Consider the following 19607-nt stretch of genomic DNA (forward strand, 5'->3'; position numbering starts at 1 on the left):
ATAAATCGACCTATATTTAACCGTTAGAATGTAACAGCATGGAATATGACGATCTTTTATGCTTTCCGTCAGGTGGCCTAAAGTTTTCGTCGGGGGTCTACTCAGCCTGACGAAATCAAATTCATTCATTGTTGTGCTGCGTTTTTACTCCACGCTCTTTTATCTTCCATCTTCGATTCAGACCTTTTGTAAATCCAGATTTTTCTTAAAATTATTTAATAGTCTATTTCTCAAAAACATTCCAAACAGATAAAATGAAATTCCAACTGCAATTAAAATTAATCCAAAATTCAAGGTTGTGGCGTTATCCTTATTTACTTCTGCTACTATTATTAAAATTAATCCAATCAATATAGTAAGGGCAGGAAAAATGGATACAACCGGATTTGGTTTAAGGTTTAACTTTATCAAAGTTCCTTTTCCCGTTTTTATTATTTCTCCGTTTAAATAAGCCGTTTTTCTCTTAAAATTTGGTACGTACCACTTTATATAGGTCCATTTGTCAGCAGCTGAAAATCTACTCTGACTTGTAAATTTACCGACAAAACTTAAGTGGTTCTTCTCAAAAATGTCTTGAATTTTTTGCTTTAAATTATCTCCATTTAGATTTGAAGAATAATTTATGTTTTGAGTATTTAGTATTTTTCCAATCATTTTCTAATAATATTTTTGTCAATACAAGAACTATTATTTATATCCGAATTTTATTTTTTTTCCAATGCACCACAATGTTTCGAATAACACAAGTTGCGCTTGGGTGACTTAAATTATAAGTTTAAACTATTCTTTATAGGTAGTCTAAAATGTCATTTTTACCAAGTATTCCGCAATTTGTGTTATTCCCTCATAAACTCACATCTCACAATTTTGCCATCTTCTACAACATACATGGCGACAAGCAAAAGCGGTTGAGCGTTTCCCTGCCGTCCGGTTATGTATTCATAATCGATGACGGTGTTACCAATAACTTGTCTTGAAATCACTTCACTGTAAAGCGCTGGAGAAGCGTCAAACAGATTCCCGTAAATCCTTCTGAATTCGGGTTTCCCGGTGATAAAGGCTTCCGCTTCTCCATAATTATAAGCTTCTGCATCTTCCGCGAAGACATTTAAAAAGGCTTCTAGATCTTTGGAATTATAGGCTTCTAGCTGGGCCTGAACTACTGCTCGTGGATTTTGGTCAAAATTGAGTTTTTTAGTGTGGTCAGCTAATTTTTCGGGTTTATCTTTTTCCGGAGCCTGAGCAAAACATTGAAAACTGACGATCAGGCTCAGTAAGGCGATATAGGGTTTCATAGATTTTTATTTTATAAATTTAAAGATAAAGCTTTTCTTCCAGGCCCTGACTCGTGATTTATCACGGCATTTTTAAATTTCACCAGGAAAGTTGATTTATTTTTAAACAGTAAGCCAAAGACCTGCTTTATTGTCGTGATAAAACAGAAGAATTATACCGGATGTAAAGTTTCAAGGCTTCGGATAACAAAACATTGGCAATAAAACCCTTTTCAAGTCTTATTTTTGATAAAAAAAGAATGTTTTTACTATTTGCTTACCTGTTTTTAGCGCTGTTTGTCTCTTTTTTATGTTCCATCATGGAGTCCGTTCTGTTATCGACCAATCGCTCCTTCCTCATTGTCAAAAAAGAAAACGGACAGGTATGGGCCAAATCTTTTATGAAGTACAAAGAAGAAATCGATAAGCCTTTATCGGCCATTCTTTCGCTAAATACCGTCGCCCACACCATAGGTGCTGCCGGGGTAGGGGCTCAGGCTGTAAAGGTATTTGGGGATGCCTATTTTGGGGTAGTTTCAGCTATCCTGACGCTTTTGATTTTGGTATTGACTGAAATCATTCCCAAGACCCTGGGTGCCAGATACTGGAAAAGATTAAGTAAGGTGTCCTATCACATCCTTCGAGTCATGATTTTCTTGACTTATCCCTTAGTTATGATGTCCTCCGTGATTACCAATATGTTATCGAGCAATAAAGATGAAAAATCTACCAGCAGAGAGGAGATTGCTGCTCTGGCCAGTATTGGTAATAAAGAGGGATTGTTTACTGAAAAGGAAAACAAAATAATCCAGAATATATTGAGACTCAAAAATATAATGGTCAAAGAAATTATGACGCCCAGAGTAGTTGTCATTTCAGAAGATGAAGACACGACCTTAAAGGAGTTCTTGAAAAATCAGAAATACACTAAATTTTCCAGACTACCTATTTACTCCGTTAGTGAAGATAATATTACAGGTTGCGTATTCCGCCAGGAGTTACTTGAAAAGCTGGCTGAAGGAGAATACCATCATCAGCTTAAGGACCTGAAACGCGAAATCAGTGCTGTTTCTGGTACCATGCCGCTTTTTACGCTGTGGGAAAAACTTCTGGAAAACCGGGAACATATTGCCATTATTATAGATGAGTATGGTGGAATGGACGGCATTGTAACCATGGAGGATATTATAGAAACTATCCTGGGGCTTGAAATAGTAGATGAGAAGGACACCGTTACGGATATGCAAAAGTATGCCAAGGAATTGTGGAGGAAAAAACTAGAAAAGAAAAACAGCTTTCTAAATAGTGTTGATAAAAAATTAAAAAACAAAAAGACGTAAAAGATAAAACTCAGGCGGGGGCGAATTTTATAGAGAGGGAGTTATACTTTAAAGTAGTGAGTTGGTTTTATTTTTTTCGGAAATATTTATTTCCATGAGATTTTAGCTGAGCATGGTATAATTAAGAATATGAGGCATTCAAAAGAGTTTTAAACCTTTTGGTTCTAAATGCTAACAACAGGCTAAGGGCTTAAAAACCAAGGCTTATTTATACATCTTTATCGCTTCTGTAGCTTCTATGATGTTATAGTCTTTCCAGTACCCGGCATCGTATTCTTCTACTTCATCTATAAGGACATAGTCCTCAAAACTCAGTGTACTTTTAAGTTCCGGAGCGATGCTTTGGTATTCAACGCCTACATATTCTATAGTTTCAATTAAATTGAACTCCATTTCAAACTCCAAGGTCATTTTTTTACGCTCGCTTCGGTTGGGGTTGTTTTCTTTAAAAGAAAGACTGCGGTTGATATAAGCATAATCCCCGTCCGTTTGTTTGATGTATTTTGGATAGTAAATGTTGTCGCTGTTTTTAGAAAAAATTAAAAACCCGCTGTCTGCAAAGGTGTTTGCTTTTATCCCCAGAACAAATTTCAAATTCACACTCATGGCTTTTCTTCCTTCTTCCAGATCATACCTATAACTCACCATCCCAAAATCCTGTGTATGGATGTACAAATCTCCCGTGTATTTTCCTTTTCTGCGATCTGGTGAAAATTTGATGTGATAACATGGTTCTCCATACACTTTGGTCACGCCTACCAATTCGTAAGTATAGTATTTTGGAGAGGTGAAAAAATCACTGTTAAATTGCGTAGCATGCTTCTTATAAGATTCGCTACGCCATGCGTTTTTATGACGAAGTGTATCTGGCAGTTTCAGTTGATCTTCTTCCATGTCTTCAAGCAGATCATTAAGCGATAAATCCCTGTCCAGTGGAATAATTCCTGATTTGACTTTAAAGGAATTAGGAGATTCCAGGCTTCTTAAAAGTTCAAAAAAGACCTGTTCCTGAATATCTTCTGTGTTAAACGTCGTTTTTCTATTGATTAAATTGAGCGCTTTCTGGTGATGATTGATTAAGGTATCTTCAAAAGCATAAATATCAGTCAAGCGTTCTTTATAAGATGTAGATGCGGTTTGAGTGATCTTTTTCCCCAGATTCTTCATGTTCTCATTCATTTCTCTGCGTTCTGATTTACTCAGGAAGGAGGCTTTTTTCACATCGATCCCAAACCTTTCAGCTTTATAATCGTTATCAGATCTTAAAAACACCTGGACTCTGGCATTGCTGAGCTGGTGGTTTTCTTTAGCATTGGCTTTAAACTTTTCAAGGATTTCTTCAGCCGATAACTGTTTGTCAAATAATAAGACTTCGTCCAGTTCATAGGTTGCAGGCTTCAAACTTATCACCTGGTTGTCTGTAAAATCCTTTACAGGAATTTCAAGCGTCTCAAAGCCCATGGATGAGAAAATGAGAGGAGAGTCAGTATCTGTTGTTTTATGCTGAAGTATAAAATAGCCTTCAGCATTGGAAATCACCCCGTAATTATCTCCAAGCTGCACCGTAACAAAGGGAATACCCTGCTGTTTACCGGCTTCAACCACACGACCCCGAAGGCTTTGAGCAGAGAGTGAAACGCCAGATATAAACATAAAAAGAGCAAGAGTAAGGCTAGATTTCATGAGTTTGGTTTTGAGTAAGACGCTGGCAATGAGTCTTTGTTACAGGAAAATTTTCTCTTTCAAAATTAAAAGAGTCAGGAATCCTGAGTTTTTTTAGCATTTTCTGATTTTATTTTTCAGTAAAGACCTATTAAAAACAGCCTTCTAAAAAACATGTATTTTAGCAGTTTTTTTAGTGAATTTCCTTATTTTGCTAGTTGTTTTTAATAAAAACCGAACTTTTGTCTCTTAAATCAGTATTATGGAATTACCAAATCTACAATTAGAAGGCCCAGTAAAATTAAGTGATTTCCCCACTGAACTCAGTCACAATTCCAGCAAAAAGCCCTTAAAAAAGAAACTCAAGAAGGAAAGAAAGAAACTCGGGGAGATGCAAAACACACTCTATGCCCATGGAAAATATTCAGTGCTCATTTGCATACAGGGAATGGACACCTCGGGTAAAGACAGCCTGATACGCGAAGTCTTCAAAGACTTCAACGTGAGAGGGGTCATTTCCTACAGTTTTAAGAAGCCCTCAGAGCAGGAGATCAATCATGATTTTCTCTGGAGACATTATAAGGCCTTGCCAGCTCGTGGCAAATACGGGGTGTTTAATCGCTCGCATTATGAAAATGTCCTGATTTCGAGAGTCAAGCCCGAAATCGTTTTGAATGAAAAGATTCCGCATATCAACAGTTTAGAAGACATGACCCCCGCTTTTTGGAACAACAGACTGGAGCAAATCAACAATTTCGAAAAGACCATTCACCAGAATGGCTGCATCATATTCAAGTTTTTCCTGCATATTTCCAAAGACGAACAAAAAAGCAGGCTCCTGAGGCGGCTGAACAAACCCAGTAAAAACTGGAAATTTTCACCGGAAGATCTTAAAGACCGTGAACTTTGGGATGAGTACACACAGTATTATGAAGAAGCTATTTCTGCCACGTCAAAGCCACATGCTCCCTGGTATGTTATTCCTGCAGATTCGAAGCCTCACGGCCGATTACTGGTGGCTAAAACCATACGGGAACGCATGGAGAAGTATACCGATATTCAAAATCCAAGTCTGCCCGATGAGCTTCAGGATCAGATTTCGACTTATAAGCAGCAGCTGAAGGATTCTTAGCCAGTGGCTTTGATACATTTCGACTCCGCTCAATGCATCGCTTTTTTTCTAACGAAAAATTACCCGCCTGCCTCGCTAGCAAAGAGAGGTGTGCCAGCAGTTTTGATCGGGAGGTATCGAAATGATCCTAAGGGTTCAGGTTTACTTTTGCTAAGGTCTTTTTAAGAACTAGTTAATTCAATTTTAATAGCTAATGTCATTGGGGGGTGCTCAAAATACTTAGATTTACACCGTGAAAGATTTCAAAGACATAGTATCGATTTTTTCTGTATTAGGCTTAGGCCTGCTGCTATTATTTTCACCATGTAATTTCAGAAACTTCATTCAGGCAGAACTTGGTGTCGAACAGACCCAGGTGTCCAGTAAAAGTCAGTCGTTTGCTCCACAGCTCAGTTGCCAGACCCAGAACATCGCTCAAGCCAAAACTGCCATTAATAAGTTGGATATAAATCAATTTACTGGTGCTGCAAGCCTCAATTTCAGCCCTGATTTTGATGCTACTTTCCCTCAAGCCTCTATTCAAAACGGATATATAAGACCTAATTTGGTCTCTTCAGTGCCATTGTATATTCTTTTCAACAACTTCAAAATTTACCTGTAGTTTTTGATGATCAGGAAAAATAGTTAACTCATCACATGACAATTTTTGATAGTCTGCTATAGAAAGTCATTTTCTTTCAGTCTCGAGCATCTCTAACAAAATCCTGAATGAGCTTTGTGTGTATTGAGTTACTATTTGCTAAAATAACATTGTCTATTTTAAAACAAATACAAATCATTTTCAATGAACTCTAAACTTAGTACTCAGGAGGTAAGCTACATTTCTGTTGTCTTACTCCGGGTGATGCTTAGCTTCATATTTATAGTAGCCAGCATCAGTCACTTTATCAATACCCGAAAAACAATCAATAGAATGCAGAATGCCCAGATGGGCTTCTTGGGAGAGCTTTTGGGAACACCCAAAATTGCGGTAATTTTATCTGGAGTCCTCATGCTTATTGCCGGCACTGCTTTGCTAATAGGCTTCAAAACCAGAATTGCAGCACTTATTCTCATCGCTGTCTTAATTCCCATTACTCTCACCGTTCAGGTAGGTCAGGTGGAAAGCATAGGACCGCTTTTCAAAAATATAGGCCTGCTCGGCGGACTCTTATTCTTCAGTATAAATTCAAATTTAACTCAAAACCGATGAAATATTCAATAATACACCTAACAGTTTTACTCCTTCTTGTGCTAGGAACAAATGAGATGAAAGCCCAGGATCATAACTCAGATCAACATAATTATGTGGTTGTGTCCAAAAACATAAAACAACTTAAACCGATACTGATGACCGCTGCTTCACTCGTTGAAGAGGACGGTGAAAACTACGGCAAATTCCATGTTGTTTTTTGTGGAAAAACCGTGAGTGATATGCCCGATAACGCTGATTTCAAGGCGCTTTTAAATCAGGCTGAGAAGCAACACGTCAGGGTTGTAGCCTGTGGATTATCGCTCAGTAAATTCAGTATAAGCCCAGATCAGCTACCCGACACACTGGAAATTGTGGGCAATGGCATTTTATACGGATTTCAACTCAAGAAAAAAGGATTTATATCCCTAAGCATTTAATCTGAAGCACATGAAAGCTATACATATCAAAAATGACGCAGGCTTATTAACGCTTGCGCTTCGGCTTGTGGTCGGATGGACTTATTTCTCGGCCCTTTGGCGACGAACGATTTTAGCCGATAAACTCGATCCGGAACAGGCGGGCTACATCGGTGAAAAATTCAATCATTTTCTGCCCAATGCTTTGGGTATCAAACCTATCATTCAGTACCTGGTAGAACATCCGGATGTGCTGTGGATCAATATGGTCATCTTCACTGTAATAGAGGGTATTGTAGGCCTGTTTATTATGTTTGGACTCTTTACACGCCTGATGAGTATAGGTGTATTTGGTCTGGCGATGGGCATCCTGCTGGGCTCAGGCTGGATCGGTACAACCTGCCTGGATGAATGGCAAATCGGGGTGCTTGGAATTGCTACCGGCTTTGTTTTGTTCTTAACGGGGAGTGGTAAATATTCCCTGGACAACTATCTGATGAAAAACAACTTCAGTCTGACCAAGACAAAGGGCTTTGCCTGGTTAGGTTCCGGTGTTCTGCCTATTCGAGAGCGTGTTTTCCCAAAAGTAGTGTTGCTAGGATCGCTTTTGATCCTTGGGATGACGCTGATGACGAATCAGGTGTTTCACGGCGGTTTATGGGGAACTTTACACAACAAATCGGTGAAGCCAAAACTTGAAATTACGGAGACGATGATGAGCCACGAAGCCATAAGTTTTGATGTCTTTAGGACTGAAGGCGTAGACGTTTACGGGGCCTGGATCATCGGCATAGAAGTATTCGATGCGCAACAGCAAAGCGTTTTAAGCTATACTCAAACGGATTTAGCTACAATGGGAGACGACTGGATCTCCAATTATTATGTGGCCAAAGTCAAACCCGGCGCCCATAGTTTGGTGGTGCCGCTGGGAGCCAAAGCCAGGCTGTCCTTAAGCGATCCAGTATTGCGGGACTTACCCACAGGAAATTACACCCTGAGGATCACAGACATAAGCGGGGCTTCCTGGGAACAGGAGGTAAGTAAACTATAAAGCTTTGACCCTGTAAAAAAAAAGTCTCAATGCCGAGCTGATCCGGTATTGGGACTTTTTGGGTTTGAGGTGTTTGCGTATGTATAGAAATGACGGTGTTTGTGGCTTCGGCCTGACTCAGCCACCCAGCACTTTCAGAGTCTGATAGTTTTATGATCGTCTTCGTCTTAGTTTAAGTCTTCGTCTACGTTTTTTATCAAAAATCAAACATCCTCAATCCATAACCTCCAAGCCTCCAACTTACTTCCTTGCTCTATGTTCTTTTCTCTATTTTCATAAACCAAAAAACAGCAACCGGAAATCAGCAACCGGAAATCAGCATTCAAAAATCCCCACTCACTACTACCCTCTACCAGTCTCCACGCTACAGGAAAAAACGGTATTTCTCCGTTTGACAGGCCAGGGAAGAAGCTTGTTGAAGATGTTTAGACCTGCTTAGCTTTCTAAGACGAGGCTTCGTAAATAAAAATCTCCTCAATATCCATTTTAAAAAAACGGGCAAGTTTTATGGCCAATATCAAACTCGGGTCAAACTTTTCCTTTTCTATGGCATTGATGGTTTGCCGGGAGACTTCTACGGCTTTGGCCAGCTGTTCCTGGGTAAGGTCATTTTGTGCACGTAAAACCTTGAGTGTGTTTTTCATGCATATCTGTTTCTGTTGATCAATAAAGTAACAAAGTAGGTAACCCCAATAAATCCTACCAGAAAGCCTATTTCTGCATCCATAGGAATAAGGTTGGTTGTATCCAGGGCAGAGTAGGTAATTCCCACAATGACACTCAGTCCCAGAGTGATGCCGAGCGCCTCGAGCTGAATCTTGCGCTGCAATTCGTCCATGCTGTTGAACAAATCCCGATTGGCAATAATCATGGCAATGCCGTTGACGAGGTTTAAGCCTACAAAGAGGATAGTAAGCAACCGGTGATCATCCCAAATGTACTTGGGTCCAAAGGTGGCCAGGGCAAGCGTAGCTACCCAGGACCAGGTCCATCCCGCTAAGTTTAAAATTTTTTTCCTGCGATTTTCCATTTTAAAAAGTCATTAAGATTATACATTATGTAAATAAGACTTTACAAAAATATATCAATAATTTGAAATGTAAAGTTTATTTTACATTAATTTTTAAATTAAAACCAAAATGACTGGTTTTACTACATTTTCATCCGATGGGGTACTTGATACAGGACCGATTTAAGAGATAAATCGGGTAATTTCCAAAGATTAACGACTACAAATTTTCATTTTTTAGGCAAATTTTTCAAAATATCATCTACAGAGGCTCGCTGATTATAATCCGGATTGAAGTGTTTATACACGATTTCACCCTGGGTATTGAGGATATAGGTAGCCGGTACGGGTAGAATGGCCTTTTGGCTTGTATTCGTTTCGCTTATTGAGGCTTTTAGATTTGTTTTGATCATGTCCTGATATTCCTCAGTGACTTTAAAAAGCACATCAAAAGCCTGCATAACAGACCCGTCCGTATCGGACACCACCGTAACATTCAAACCCGTTTCCTTTTTTGTGGTTTCTATGTTTTCATAAGTTTCCGGTGTTACGGCCAGAAGACTGGCTCCTGTTGCTTTAAGCTCATCGCTCCGTTCCGAAAATTCAGATAAATAGCGATTACAGGACGGACACCAGTAGCCTCTGTAAAAAATAATGACCAAAGGCTGGTCTTTATATAGCGAAGCCAGGCTCACCTGCTCTCCCGCAGAGGTGGTCATTTGGAGCTCTGGGGCTTTATCCCCTGTTTCCAGACCTTTAGGCTGATTCGTATCGCTTATGCCAAATTGCTTAAGAGACCGGGGTTGTGTTACTAAAGGATTTGTTTTTACTTCCTCAGATGAATCCTGAACGCTGTTTTGTTTACAGGCACTCAGGCACAGCAGAAGAGACAGAAAAAATAAAGGTGTTTTCATGAGTTGAGGTTTATTAGATAAGCTCAAAGGTTTAGGCCATGCAAAGTACTAAATTCAACAGGACTTTTTTGTTAAACGAGAAAAGGGACAGGCCTGCCTCAATCAAAATGGATTCTGATGAGTTCTACGCGCAGAAAGCAGTCGCAAAGCTTTTAAAAGGCACAGACTTTTAGTGAGGTCGCAAAGTCAGGACGTCCTTTTAAGCCGTCAACAGGATGAAGCTAAGGGCCTTAGAGATTTTAATTCAACTCCTGTATTAAACCTGCCTGACAGCATCACGCAGGCCCGTTCAGAAGAAAAAAATCAGATGTATTGTTTGAGTTGATCAAGTCGTTTCCTGAAGTTGACCTGGGTGATGAGCAGGCCAATAAGGATGACGGCGAGGCCTAACAGGTCCCAGACTAAGATCGCATCCCCAAACATAAGCCAGGCCATGAGCATGGTGACCGGCGGACCGAGATAAAACAAACTCGCTACTTTTGTGGCACTCATCCGCTCAATGAGCTTCCACATGAGCAGGTAGGCCAGGAGGGAGACTCCTGCGATAAGCCAGGTGAGGGTGAGTATAAACTCAGGAGTCCACCGGGTTTCTAAATTTTCGACCACCACTGCCGGAAGGAGTAAAACGCCTGTGGTCCCCAGGCATTGGTAAAAGAGGGATAAGGCCATAGGTAATTTAGTTATGCTGCTGTTCAGTTCCCTGTGGCGCCGGTATAAACTGGCTATGGTCATGGCAATGACAGCGCCAAACGGAAGGAAATAGGCCCAAAACGCAGAGGAGTTTTCCATGTCGATTCTATACGCGACACTTAAAACGACACCCAAAAAACCAATACCCAGACCCAGCCACTGCCGGGTGGAGGTATGTTCTCCCGTCACCCAGCCCGATAAAGCACCCGTGGCCAGGGGCTGCAAGGCAATGATGAGGGCCACGATTCCTGCAGGCACAGCCTTTGCGATGGCAAGCAGTGCACAGGACAGCCAGACGCCATGAGCCAAAATCCCGACCAGAAAGCTGGGTTTGGCCTGTTTCCATCCTATCCATTTCAAACGTCCTCTAAAACTCAAAAACAGACCCAGAAGCAGTGTTAAGCCCAGATAACGCCAGAACAGCTGGGTAAATGGGTCAGCATAGCGCAGGCCATACTCAGCCCCTACGAACCCGGAATTCCAAAAGAGCACAAATCCCAGTACCAGTAAAAGAGTTTTTTTAGTCATCAGACTATGATACAATAGGTTGCAAGTTAAAAAGAATCTGTGTACCAGTCCGGATTGCACTCCAGATTTACATTCATCAGCCTTTGTCAAAGTCAAGGGTGAACGGTGAAGAGTGAACAGAAGAATCAGGAGTCACGAAACAGGACTTGGTTTCGATACGTCTTACACTTGCCTGCATTCTTCGGCAGGCAGTTACCCCGACTGTTATCGTCATCGTCTTCGTCTAAGTCTTTATCAAAAATCAGCAATCAGCAATCAAAAACCCCCAATCTCCAATCCCTACTCACTCACCACTACCCACTCACCACTCCTATCTCCAGTCTTCCCTTACTTCGACTTGGCTCAGTACAGGCTTGGGAAGAAGCTGTTGAAGGTGTTTTGACTTACATCCGGTTCCCTGATTCTTTACTTCGCGACGACAAAGTTTCCAAGCTCAACAGGACTTTTTAAGGTTTGTATTCCTGAGTAAGAATAGCCATGATGCTTATAATTCCATCCCGGTAATGCCCAATTCGTATGTTTTCATTTGGGCTATGCTGATTATTGTCATTATTGACCACCGGAACGGTAACTGCAGGGACATTCAGCGTACTTACAAATGGTGAAATAGGAATAGAACCCCCGGATGTCGGGATAATGACCGGGGAAGTATTGAAGGCACGCTCCAAGGCAGAGGTGAGCCATTCCCCAACGGGGGAATCGATATCGGTTTTGAAAGCATCGTAATTGAATTCATGGTTCATCTGTACGATTTTATCCATACTGAGTCTTTGCTCATCGTTGGGTGGACTGCTTAACACCGTATAGCCCTGCTGTTCGATATGAGATTGAATGCGTTCTATAAGTTTTGCAGGCTGAGAAGATTTCACCAGTCTGATGTCCAGTTCCGCAACAGCCTTATCGGGTACAATAGTGCGGGCTTCGTCACCCACCCAGCCCGATTTTAGGCCTCTAATGTTAAGCGATGGATACTGAATGGAAGCCTGTAGGAAACCTGCCACGCTATCGCGGGTGATGTAGCCAAGATCCTTTTTGAGCTGCACTTCATTGTCCGGCACGTTTTTGAGAGCGGCCATTTCGGCTGCTGAAATCGCCACACCCTCGTAATAGCCCGGAATGGCTACGCGTCCGTCTTCGGTGTAAAAACTAGCTAAAAGCTGAGATAACTGGCGAGCCGGGTTGGTAATGTAGTTGCCGTAATGACCGCTATGCTGAGAGCCTTTAGGGCCATAAGTGGTTAGCGTGAGCGTTTGAATACCCCGGGCTCCAAAGGATAAGGTCGGCCGATTGGTAGAATGCTGCGGGCCATCCAGGATGACCAGCATATCTGCAGCCAATTTCTCTTTATGCACCTTAACCGCTGCAGGTAAGTTGGGTGAGCCGAGTTCTTCTTCAAAATCGATGATGACTTTAAGATTGACTTTCGGAGTGATATCCGCCTGGTCCATAAGATCTATGGCTGACCACAGCATGGCAATGGGCCCTTTATCATCGGAGGTAGACCGGCCGTAGATTCGCCAGTCTGGATTTATAGAGTTTTGTAAAGCCGACCAGGGAAGGATTTCCCATTCGCCAAGAGCGGTTTGTTGTTTGAGAACCGGCTCATAGGGATTGGGCTGATTCCAGCGCTCAGGCTCCACCGGCTGACCATCGGCATGGGCGTAGAGGAGGAGGGTCGGCAAATCGTTTTGGGTGAAACGTTCGGCAAGAAGCAAAGGTGTCGCTTCTGTTTCCAGAACCCGGGTCTTAAATCCGCGAGTTTCAAACGCAGTCTGTGCATAATTCAGATTGGCCTGCACCTGCTGTTCAACAAGGCCGTTGTTTGGTATGCTGAGCCAGTCTTTCAGCAATTCTATCTTGTTCTGTAAAGCCTGATCGGCCAGTTTTTCAAGTCGGTCCTGATCCGGAGTCTGGGAAAAACCTGTACAACAGATCAGTAAACCTAAGGTAAGTGTAATGGATTTCATGGAGGCTGATTTTCAAATAAAGATACACGTTTTCTTCAATTAGAAAATGGCTTTGTTTTAAATACATCAGTTATTGGCGAGGACTCCGGCTTAGACAAAGGCTTTTTTGTAGGGTGAGGGGAATGCTTAAGGTTAACACCTGCCTGCCTACCTGCGTTTCTCTTGGAAGGCAGGCAGGCTCAGCTACCAGCCTTTGTCAAAAGTCAAGGGTGAAGGTTGAAGGTTGAATAGAAGAATCAAGAGACAGGAACCACGACTATTCTAGAACTCAATTATACAAAATCTCGATAAAATTAAAGTTTTCATTCTTTTTTGCATCGCCCAAAAAAGAACCAAAAAACGCTAGGCTTATTTTTATGTCTTTTAAAACTACAAAAGCGGCTCCTCCACGCAAAGCAAACCGTTTCACTAGTGCTTTGCTCCTCATCCTAGCTTCACCACTTTCTTGTTTTATTACATCCATAAAAAGTAGGCCATCATTGAAATTCTAACTTCAAATTATATATTCTTTTTAGTTCATCGCCAGTCTTTGTCAAGGGTCGACAGTGAACGGCGAGCAGAAGAAGCAGGGTGTCAGGAAACAGGAAACACGAAACACGACAGGCGAGTAGTGAGTAAAAATAGAGAAAAGAACAGGGAACATAGAGAAACGACAAATTAGCAACTAAAAACGAATCAGGGAACAAGAAACAGGAGCCAGAAAACAGGACTTAAGGTAAAAAAAGAGGAATGCCATTAAAACTTTTATACCTATTTTTATCTGATTCAAAATCAATTTTATGAAAACCCTGGTCCTTTGTTTTCTACTCCTTTTAGGAGCTGTAGTTTCTGCGCAACAGCAAACCTCCGAAATGAGCTTTGCGATATCGGTTTCCGAAGAAGTGAAAGCCGTTTTCCAGCCTGAGGGTCGCTTGTTTATCTACGTTTCTGAAGCTGAAGAGCCTGCACCCAGATTTTCTTCGGTTTTTGGTGGGGGACAGAGTTTTGCTAAAAACATTCAAGGATGGGACAGCAGTCAGGTGCTTAACTTAGAGGGAAACGATGAGCTGATCACCACAGCAGACTGGGATTTTAATTCTGTACCTGAAGGGGACTATTTCGTTCAGGTGCTTTGGAAGCAAAATGACGAATCGCGAAGCAATACGCCACATAATTTGTACAGTAAACCTGTATTTATTCAGTTGCAAGACAACCAAAACGTGGATATTGCCTTATCTGAAATCATCCCTGAACGCAGCCTCGTCAGTCATGATTTAGTGAAGTTTTTCACCTTCGAAAGTGAAGTGCTTTCCAAGTGGTGGGATAAATCTGTTTCTTTAAAAGCCTCTGTATTGTTACCTTCGGGATATACCGGGAATCCCGATCAAAAATTTCCTGTGCGTTACAATATTGGAGGCTACGGATCGCGCTACACCCGCGTTAATGCTTTAGCAGAGGATTCTGAATTTATGGACTGGTGGACAGGTCCTGAAGCTCCACAAATCATTACGGTATTTTTAGATGGCGAGGGGCCTTTTGGCGATCCCTATCAGCTGGATTCTGAAAACAGCGGTCCTTATGGAGAAGCTTTGATCTCCGAATTGATTCCTCGCGTTGAAAAGGAATTCCGAATATCAGGCACGGCTAAAACCCGGTTTTTAGATGGTTGTTCCACAGGCGGATGGGTTTCCCTGGCTCTGCAATTGTTTTACCCGGAACAGTTTAATGGCTGCTGGTCTTACAGTCCGGATCCTGTAAGTTTCCGGCATATGCAGCTGGTGAATATTTATCAGGATGACAATGCCTTCTACAACGCTGCAGATTACCTGATTCCAAGCATGAGAGATGTCTATGGAAATCCCAGGTTTTCAATCCAACAGGAAATCACCGATGAAAATGTCCAGGGCTATTCCAATACCTATACGACTTCCGGCGGCCAGTGGGGCGGATGGAATGCGCTCTATAGCCCCAAAGACGAAGATGGCTTGCCACAACCGCTTTTTGACCATGAGACCGGAGTTATAGATTCTACTGTTGCGGCCCATTGGGAGAATTACGACTTACTGAAATACACCCGGGCTAACTGGCCGAGTCTGGGTCCGAAAATTCAGGATAAGATTTACATCTGGATGGGTGATATGGATAATTTCTACCTCAATAACGCGATGCGTTTGTTTGAGGCCTATTTAAGTGAAACGGCAGCTCCTGAATCCAACGCCGAAATTGTCTTTTCTCCCATGAAAGGCCACTGTACGGAGTACTCGCATCGAAAGGTTTTGGAACAAATTCAAAAAAGACTGCTTGCACTGGAGGCGGTGGAAACAGAGAAATGATGGTGGCTACGATACATTCCAACCAGAGCGTTGGATACTACATTTGAATATTTCTAGATTATTGAGCTTTAAATAGAATGTACTCGTTTAAATTGAAGTTCTCATTCTTTTTTGCATTGACCAAAAAAGAATCAAAAAAGTCTAGGCTTATTTTTATGTCTTTTAAAACTACAAAAGCGGCTCCTCCACGCAAAGCAAACCGTTTCACTAGTGCTTTGCTCCTCATCCTAGCTTCACCACTTTCTTGTTTTAATCATTCCATAAAAAATAGGCCATTATTGAAATTCTAATTTGAAATTATATATTCTCTTTAATTTTATCACCGGCTTTTGTCTAAAGTCAAGGGTGGATAGTGAAGAGTGAACAGAAGAAATAAGAGTCAGGAACCACGAACCACGACAGGCGAGTAGTGAGTTGATAGTAAAAATAGAGAAAAGAACAAGGAGCATAGAGAAACGACAAACTAGTAACTAATGACGAATCAGGAAACAAGAACCAGGACTTGGCTTCGAGACATCCCGACGAAACATTATTTGTCACCCTGTCCCGAAGCGTCGGGATATTTCAGGGTCTATGTTTAAGTTAATAAAGCGGCTTAAATAAGTCCACTTTCTTGTTGCAGCTAGGCCTACCTGCGTTTTTCCGCCACAGGCGGACCCTCAGCCACCAGCACGTTCAGAGTCCAATAGTTTTTATTATCGTCTAAGTCTTCGTCTTGGTCTAGGTTTTTTCTCAAAAATCTCCAATCCACAATCCCCAATCAAAAATCTCCAATCTGCAATCTCCAATCCCCACTCCCGCACCCAAATGAAGGCGGTGGAAATTTTAGGCTTTTAGATAAAAAGCATATTTTTATCCTCTCTTAGCGGAGCCGGGGGCCGCTGCTTAAATTCACACCCATTCAAGCTTTAAACACATGAATCAGGATATTTTAATTAAAAACGCTAGCATCATCAACGAAGGACGCTCTGTCGTTGGCGATGTGCGGATTTCAAACGGACGCATTCAGAAGATCGGAACTTTAGAGAGTGAGGCGGCAGACCGGGTCATTGATGCCACGGGCAAGGTCTTACTGCCGGGAATTATCGACGCGCAGGTGCATTTCAGAGATCCGGGACTGACGCATAAAGCCGATTTATACACCGAAAGCAAAGCGGCGGTGGCCGGCGGAGTCACCTCCTTTATAGACATGCCCAACACCGTCCCCAATACCCTAAGCCTGGAACGCCTGCAGGAAAAGTTTGACCTTGCGGCCGGGAAGTCCCTGGCCAACTACTCCTTTTTCCTGGGGGTAAACGGCGATAATATCGATGAGGTCCTTGCGATGGATACCAGTCAGCTGATCGGCGTGTCGGACGATGGCCTGTACTTTACCAAAAAAGGAAATCTGCTGGCCGACAGCCCTGAAAAAATGGAAAAGCTGTTTGCCAACTGCAAGTCCATCATCGCCATACACTCCGAAAAAGAAGAAATCGTGGAGGCCAACGAAGAGGCCTTTAGAGAAAAATACGGCGAGGACCTCCCGGCTAAGTTTCATCCGCTCATCCGAAGTGAACGCGGCTGTTACGAAGCTACCGAACGCGCCATTGCCATCGCTGAAAAGCATAAGGCCAGGCTGCATATTCTCCACCTGACGACCGAAGCGGAGACCCACCTCTTTCGGAACGATATTCCGCTACAGGAAAAGAATATCACCACCGAAGTCTCGGTGCATCACCTGTGGTTTTCGGACCGGGATTATGAGCGCCTGGGCATGCGCATCAAATGGAACCCTGCCATCAAGACCGAAGCAGACCGAAAAGGCCTTTTAAAAAGCTTGCTTGAGGATAAAATTGACCTGATCACCACCGACCACGCCCCGCATACGCTCGAGGAAAAGGAGCAGACCTATTTCAAATCCATGTCGGGAGCCCCCATGGTACAGCACTCGCTGAACTGCATGCTGGAGTTTTATAAACAGGGTCTCATTTCCCTGGAGAAACTCGTGGAGAAGATGTGCCATAATCCGGCGATTCTCTACGACATGACCCACCGCGGCTATATCCGCGAGGGCTATTATGCCGACCTGGTCCTGGTCGATCTGGACAGCCCCTGGACGGTAGCCAAAGACAATATTCTTTACAAATGCGGTTGGTCGCCGCTGGAAGGTACCCCCTTTCAGACCCAGGTGACCCATACCTTTGTCAATGGGAATCTTATCTACGACTCGGGGACCTTTCACGAACAGGCCTACGGGCTGCCCATCGCCTTCGGGTCTAAATCGAAGTAACTTCTATGAGCATTATCTCCAATGACATACAAAAAGCCATTAGCCTCTTAAACCAGGAGGAGGTAGTGGCTATTCCTACAGAGACCGTCTACGGACTGGCAGGAAATATTTACAGTGAAAAAGCCATCCGAAAGATTTTTGACGTCAAGCAAAGGCCCTTATTCAATCCCTTAATCGTTCATGTGCATGCCGTCGATCAGCTGGGGGCGCTGGTGAGTGAATTTCCCGAAAAAGCCCGACTGCTGGCCGACGCCTTCTGGCCGGGTCCGCTGACCCTGATTCTCAAGAAAAAACCAACTGTTCCCGATCTGATCACGGGAGGCAAGAACAGTGTGGCAGTGAGAATCCCGAGGCATCCCGTAACCCTGGAGCTGCTGCGGCAGCTGGATTTTCCGCTGGCGGCCCCCAGTGCCAATCCCTTTAACCGGATTAGCCCAACGTCTTCCTCGCATGTGGAAGCCTATTTTAAGGACCGCCTCAAGCTGGTGCTGGAAGGGGGTGAGTGTCAGGCGGGCATTGAATCCACCATTATCGGTTTTGAAGACGGGGAGCCCGTGCTCTACCGACTCGGTTCCATCGCGGTGGAGGAGATCGAGGAGGTGGTGGGCCCGCTCAGCATCCGGAACAAAAAGGAACATGCCCCCGAGGCGCCGGGTATGCTGGCCAAGCATTACGCCCCGCAAACCAAGACCCTCCTGGTAGAGGATATCGACAGTTTTCTACAAAATACCGACTATGCCAGGATAGGCGTTATAAGTTTCTCTGAGAAAATAAAAAGCCTGGCAGGGGAGCGGGTGCAGGTGTTATCGCCGGCCGGAGACCTCAAAGAAGCGGCTTCTAACTTATACAGCGCACTGCACAAGCTGGACAGTCTGGGTCTGGATATTATCGTCGCCCAGAGGTTCCCGGAGGAGGGGCTGGGGAAATCCATCAACGACAGGCTGGAACGCGCCACCTCTTCATAATCTTCTAGTATGCCGAAGGCCGTATTTCAAGACAGAAAACTGCTCATCGCCACCAAGCATGGCAAGGAAAAAGTCATAGCGCCCATTCTGGAAGCCGCTTTGGGGGTGGAGTGCATCGTTAATGAGGACTTCGACACCGACAGCCTGGGTACCTTTACCGGGGAAGTGGAGCGTGAGCTGGACCCGGTGGCCAACGCCAGGCAAAAATGCCTGATGGCCATGGCGCAGAGCAACTGCGACCTGGGCGTGGCCAGTGAAGGCTCGTTTGGACCGCATCCCTCGCTGTTTTTCGTGAATGCCGATGATGAGTTCCTGATGTTTATAGATCAAAAAAACAAGCTGGAGATTATCGCCCGGGAGCTGAGTATGGATACCAACTTCAACGGACAGGAGGTCCGCAGCCAGCAGGAACTCAACGATTTTTGTGAGCGTGTCAAGTTTCCCTCGCATGCGGTGATTCTGCGCGCGTCCAAAACCGATACCGCTCAGCTGGTTAAAGGTATAACCGACACCGCTCGGCTGGAGGAAGCCTTTTATACACTACTTAAAACCACCGATACTGTCTACGCCGAAACCGATATGCGGGCGATGTACAACCCCACCCGGATGCAGGTCATACAGACTGCAGCCCGGAAACTGGCAGACAAGATAAAGTCCTGCTGCCCCGGCTGTGAAACGCCTGGCTTTGGCATCACCACCGTGAAACCCGGTTTAGCCTGTAAACTCTGCGGCTCCCCCACCAAATCCACCCTTAGTCATGTCTATGTGTGCCAGGACTGCGAGTATACCAAGGAAGTTAGGTATCACCACGGGAAAACCTTCGAAGACCCGATGTACTGCGATTATTGCAATCCCTAGAAATTAACGAGATGAAGCTTTAATAAAAATAACCTTGGTGTGGGCA

19 protein-coding genes are annotated in these 19607 nt (G+C 43.5%); 10 read left to right on the forward strand and 9 right to left on the reverse strand.

From position 1 onward, the window contains the following. Positions 1-177 precede the first annotated feature (177 nt). Both BLP81_RS03545 and BLP81_RS03550 read right to left on the reverse strand, forming a co-directional pair. Positions 178-654, reverse strand: coding sequence for a hypothetical protein (locus BLP81_RS03545; protein ID WP_093365771.1), 477 nt, complete (start codon positions 652-654; stop codon positions 178-180). 182 nt (positions 655-836) lie between these two features. Continuing rightward, entirely contained in the window at positions 837-1295 is a 459-nt protein-coding gene (locus BLP81_RS03550) for a nuclear transport factor 2 family protein (RefSeq protein ID WP_093365773.1), read from the reverse strand. 239 nt (positions 1296-1534) lie between these two features. On the opposite strand from BLP81_RS03550, the gene BLP81_RS03555 reads away from it, so the two are divergent. Next, positions 1535-2614, forward strand: coding sequence for a CNNM domain-containing protein (locus tag BLP81_RS03555; RefSeq protein WP_093365775.1), 1080 nt, complete (start codon positions 1535-1537; stop codon positions 2612-2614). A 204-nt stretch (positions 2615-2818) separates the two neighbouring features. Here the strand turns inward: BLP81_RS03555 and BLP81_RS03560 are convergent, their stop codons facing one another. After that, a complete protein-coding gene (locus tag BLP81_RS03560; RefSeq protein WP_093365777.1) occupies positions 2819-4297 on the reverse strand; it encodes a carboxypeptidase-like regulatory domain-containing protein in 1479 nt (492 codons plus the stop codon). Between the two features lie 241 nt (positions 4298-4538). On the opposite strand from BLP81_RS03560, the gene BLP81_RS03565 reads away from it, so the two are divergent. The 5 genes from BLP81_RS03565 to BLP81_RS03585 all read left to right on the forward strand — a co-directional run bounded on the left by BLP81_RS03565 (position 4539) and on the right by BLP81_RS03585 (position 8049). After that, the gene (locus BLP81_RS03565) at positions 4539-5408 is read left to right on the forward strand and encodes a PPK2 family polyphosphate kinase (RefSeq protein ID WP_093365779.1); all 870 of its coding nucleotides are present in this window, start codon (positions 4539-4541) and stop codon (positions 5406-5408) included. A gap of 232 nt (positions 5409-5640) precedes the next feature. Beyond that, positions 5641-6009, forward strand: a complete 369-nt coding sequence (locus BLP81_RS03570) for a hypothetical protein (protein WP_093365780.1) — start codon at positions 5641-5643, stop codon at positions 6007-6009. A gap of 183 nt (positions 6010-6192) precedes the next feature. Next, entirely contained in the window at positions 6193-6600 is a 408-nt protein-coding gene (locus tag BLP81_RS03575) for a DoxX family protein (protein WP_176752677.1), read from the forward strand. After that, positions 6597-7019: a DsrE family protein gene (locus tag BLP81_RS03580; protein ID WP_093365783.1), complete on the forward strand. Its 423-nt coding sequence runs from the start codon at positions 6597-6599 to the stop codon at positions 7017-7019. Before BLP81_RS03575 ends, BLP81_RS03580 begins: the two co-directional genes overlap by 4 nt. A gap of 10 nt (positions 7020-7029) precedes the next feature. After that, positions 7030-8049, forward strand: coding sequence for a TQO small subunit DoxD (locus tag BLP81_RS03585; RefSeq protein ID WP_093365785.1), 1020 nt, complete (start codon positions 7030-7032; stop codon positions 8047-8049). 443 nt (positions 8050-8492) lie between these two features. Here BLP81_RS03585 and BLP81_RS03590 read toward each other — a convergent pair whose 3' ends face one another. The 6 genes from BLP81_RS03590 to BLP81_RS13590 form a co-directional block, all read right to left on the reverse strand. After that, positions 8493-8693 (reverse strand): helix-turn-helix transcriptional regulator, encoded by a 201-nt coding sequence (locus BLP81_RS03590; protein ID WP_093365789.1) that lies wholly within the window; start codon positions 8691-8693, stop codon positions 8493-8495. Beyond that, positions 8690-9079 (reverse strand): hypothetical protein, encoded by a 390-nt coding sequence (locus BLP81_RS03595; protein ID WP_093365792.1) that lies wholly within the window; start codon positions 9077-9079, stop codon positions 8690-8692. The genes BLP81_RS03590 and BLP81_RS03595 overlap by 4 nt, the downstream gene beginning before the upstream one ends. 209 nt (positions 9080-9288) lie before the next feature. Then, positions 9289-9972, reverse strand: coding sequence for a peroxiredoxin-like family protein (locus BLP81_RS03600; protein WP_093365794.1), 684 nt, complete (start codon positions 9970-9972; stop codon positions 9289-9291). A gap of 303 nt (positions 9973-10275) precedes the next feature. Continuing rightward, complete coding sequence (locus tag BLP81_RS03605; RefSeq protein WP_093365797.1) at positions 10276-11190, reverse strand: DMT family transporter; 915 nt, start codon at positions 11188-11190, stop codon at positions 10276-10278. A gap of 446 nt (positions 11191-11636) precedes the next feature. Then, positions 11637-13157, reverse strand: a complete 1521-nt coding sequence (locus BLP81_RS03610; RefSeq protein WP_093365799.1) for a M20/M25/M40 family metallo-hydrolase — start codon at positions 13155-13157, stop codon at positions 11637-11639. 268 nt (positions 13158-13425) lie between these two features. Further along, complete coding sequence (locus BLP81_RS13590; RefSeq protein WP_176752674.1) at positions 13426-13620, reverse strand: hypothetical protein; 195 nt, start codon at positions 13618-13620, stop codon at positions 13426-13428. A 316-nt stretch (positions 13621-13936) separates the two neighbouring features. Here BLP81_RS13590 and BLP81_RS03615 point away from each other — a divergent pair, with 316 nt between their 5' ends. The 4 genes from BLP81_RS03615 to BLP81_RS03630 all read left to right on the forward strand — a co-directional run bounded on the left by BLP81_RS03615 (position 13937) and on the right by BLP81_RS03630 (position 19561). Next, on the forward strand, positions 13937-15469 hold the full coding sequence (locus tag BLP81_RS03615; protein ID WP_093365801.1) for an alpha/beta hydrolase-fold protein: 1533 nt from the start codon (positions 13937-13939) through the stop codon (positions 15467-15469). Positions 15470-16385: 916 nt separating this feature from the next. Continuing rightward, positions 16386-17738 carry a dihydroorotase gene (locus tag BLP81_RS03620; protein ID WP_093365803.1) on the forward strand — a complete coding sequence of 451 codons (1353 nt, stop codon included), beginning with the start codon at positions 16386-16388 and terminating at the stop codon, positions 17736-17738. A gap of 5 nt (positions 17739-17743) precedes the next feature. Further along, on the forward strand, positions 17744-18703 hold the full coding sequence (locus BLP81_RS03625) for an L-threonylcarbamoyladenylate synthase (RefSeq protein WP_093365806.1): 960 nt from the start codon (positions 17744-17746) through the stop codon (positions 18701-18703). Positions 18704-18712: 9 nt separating this feature from the next. Beyond that, positions 18713-19561: a DUF6671 family protein gene (locus tag BLP81_RS03630; RefSeq protein ID WP_093365809.1), complete on the forward strand. Its 849-nt coding sequence runs from the start codon at positions 18713-18715 to the stop codon at positions 19559-19561. Positions 19562-19607: the final 46 nt, after the last annotated feature.

The sequence above is a fragment of the Psychroflexus sediminis genome (genome assembly GCF_900099815.1).
Lineage (GTDB): Bacteria > Bacteroidota > Bacteroidia > Flavobacteriales > Flavobacteriaceae > Psychroflexus > Psychroflexus sediminis.

What these genes read in the sequence shown, in the direction of transcription:
- BLP81_RS03545 (WP_093365771.1), bottom strand. Translation starts at nt 654, where the DNA reads ATGATTGGAAAAATACTAAATACTCAAAACATAAATTATTCTTCAAAT.
- BLP81_RS03550 (WP_093365773.1), bottom strand. Translation starts at nt 1,295, where the DNA reads ATGAAACCCTATATCGCCTTACTGAGCCTGATCGTCAGTTTTCAATGT.
- BLP81_RS03555 (WP_093365775.1), top strand. Translation starts at nt 1,535, where the DNA reads ATGTTTTTACTATTTGCTTACCTGTTTTTAGCGCTGTTTGTCTCTTTT.
- BLP81_RS03560 (WP_093365777.1), bottom strand. Translation starts at nt 4,297, where the DNA reads ATGAAATCTAGCCTTACTCTTGCTCTTTTTATGTTTATATCTGGCGTT.
- BLP81_RS03565 (WP_093365779.1), top strand. Translation starts at nt 4,539, where the DNA reads ATGGAATTACCAAATCTACAATTAGAAGGCCCAGTAAAATTAAGTGAT.
- BLP81_RS03575 (WP_176752677.1), top strand. Translation starts at nt 6,193, where the DNA reads ATGAACTCTAAACTTAGTACTCAGGAGGTAAGCTACATTTCTGTTGTC.
- BLP81_RS03580 (WP_093365783.1), top strand. Translation starts at nt 6,597, where the DNA reads ATGAAATATTCAATAATACACCTAACAGTTTTACTCCTTCTTGTGCTA.
- BLP81_RS03585 (WP_093365785.1), top strand. Translation starts at nt 7,030, where the DNA reads ATGAAAGCTATACATATCAAAAATGACGCAGGCTTATTAACGCTTGCG.
- BLP81_RS03590 (WP_093365789.1), bottom strand. Translation starts at nt 8,693, where the DNA reads ATGAAAAACACACTCAAGGTTTTACGTGCACAAAATGACCTTACCCAG.
- BLP81_RS03595 (WP_093365792.1), bottom strand. Translation starts at nt 9,079, where the DNA reads ATGGAAAATCGCAGGAAAAAAATTTTAAACTTAGCGGGATGGACCTGG.
- BLP81_RS03600 (WP_093365794.1), bottom strand. Translation starts at nt 9,972, where the DNA reads ATGAAAACACCTTTATTTTTTCTGTCTCTTCTGCTGTGCCTGAGTGCC.
- BLP81_RS03605 (WP_093365797.1), bottom strand. Translation starts at nt 11,190, where the DNA reads ATGACTAAAAAAACTCTTTTACTGGTACTGGGATTTGTGCTCTTTTGG.
- BLP81_RS03610 (WP_093365799.1), bottom strand. Translation starts at nt 13,157, where the DNA reads ATGAAATCCATTACACTTACCTTAGGTTTACTGATCTGTTGTACAGGT.
- BLP81_RS13590 (WP_176752674.1), bottom strand. Translation starts at nt 13,620, where the DNA reads ATGGATGTAATAAAACAAGAAAGTGGTGAAGCTAGGATGAGGAGCAAA.
- BLP81_RS03615 (WP_093365801.1), top strand. Translation starts at nt 13,937, where the DNA reads ATGAAAACCCTGGTCCTTTGTTTTCTACTCCTTTTAGGAGCTGTAGTT.
- BLP81_RS03620 (WP_093365803.1), top strand. Translation starts at nt 16,386, where the DNA reads ATGAATCAGGATATTTTAATTAAAAACGCTAGCATCATCAACGAAGGA.
- BLP81_RS03625 (WP_093365806.1), top strand. Translation starts at nt 17,744, where the DNA reads ATGAGCATTATCTCCAATGACATACAAAAAGCCATTAGCCTCTTAAAC.
- BLP81_RS03630 (WP_093365809.1), top strand. Translation starts at nt 18,713, where the DNA reads ATGCCGAAGGCCGTATTTCAAGACAGAAAACTGCTCATCGCCACCAAG.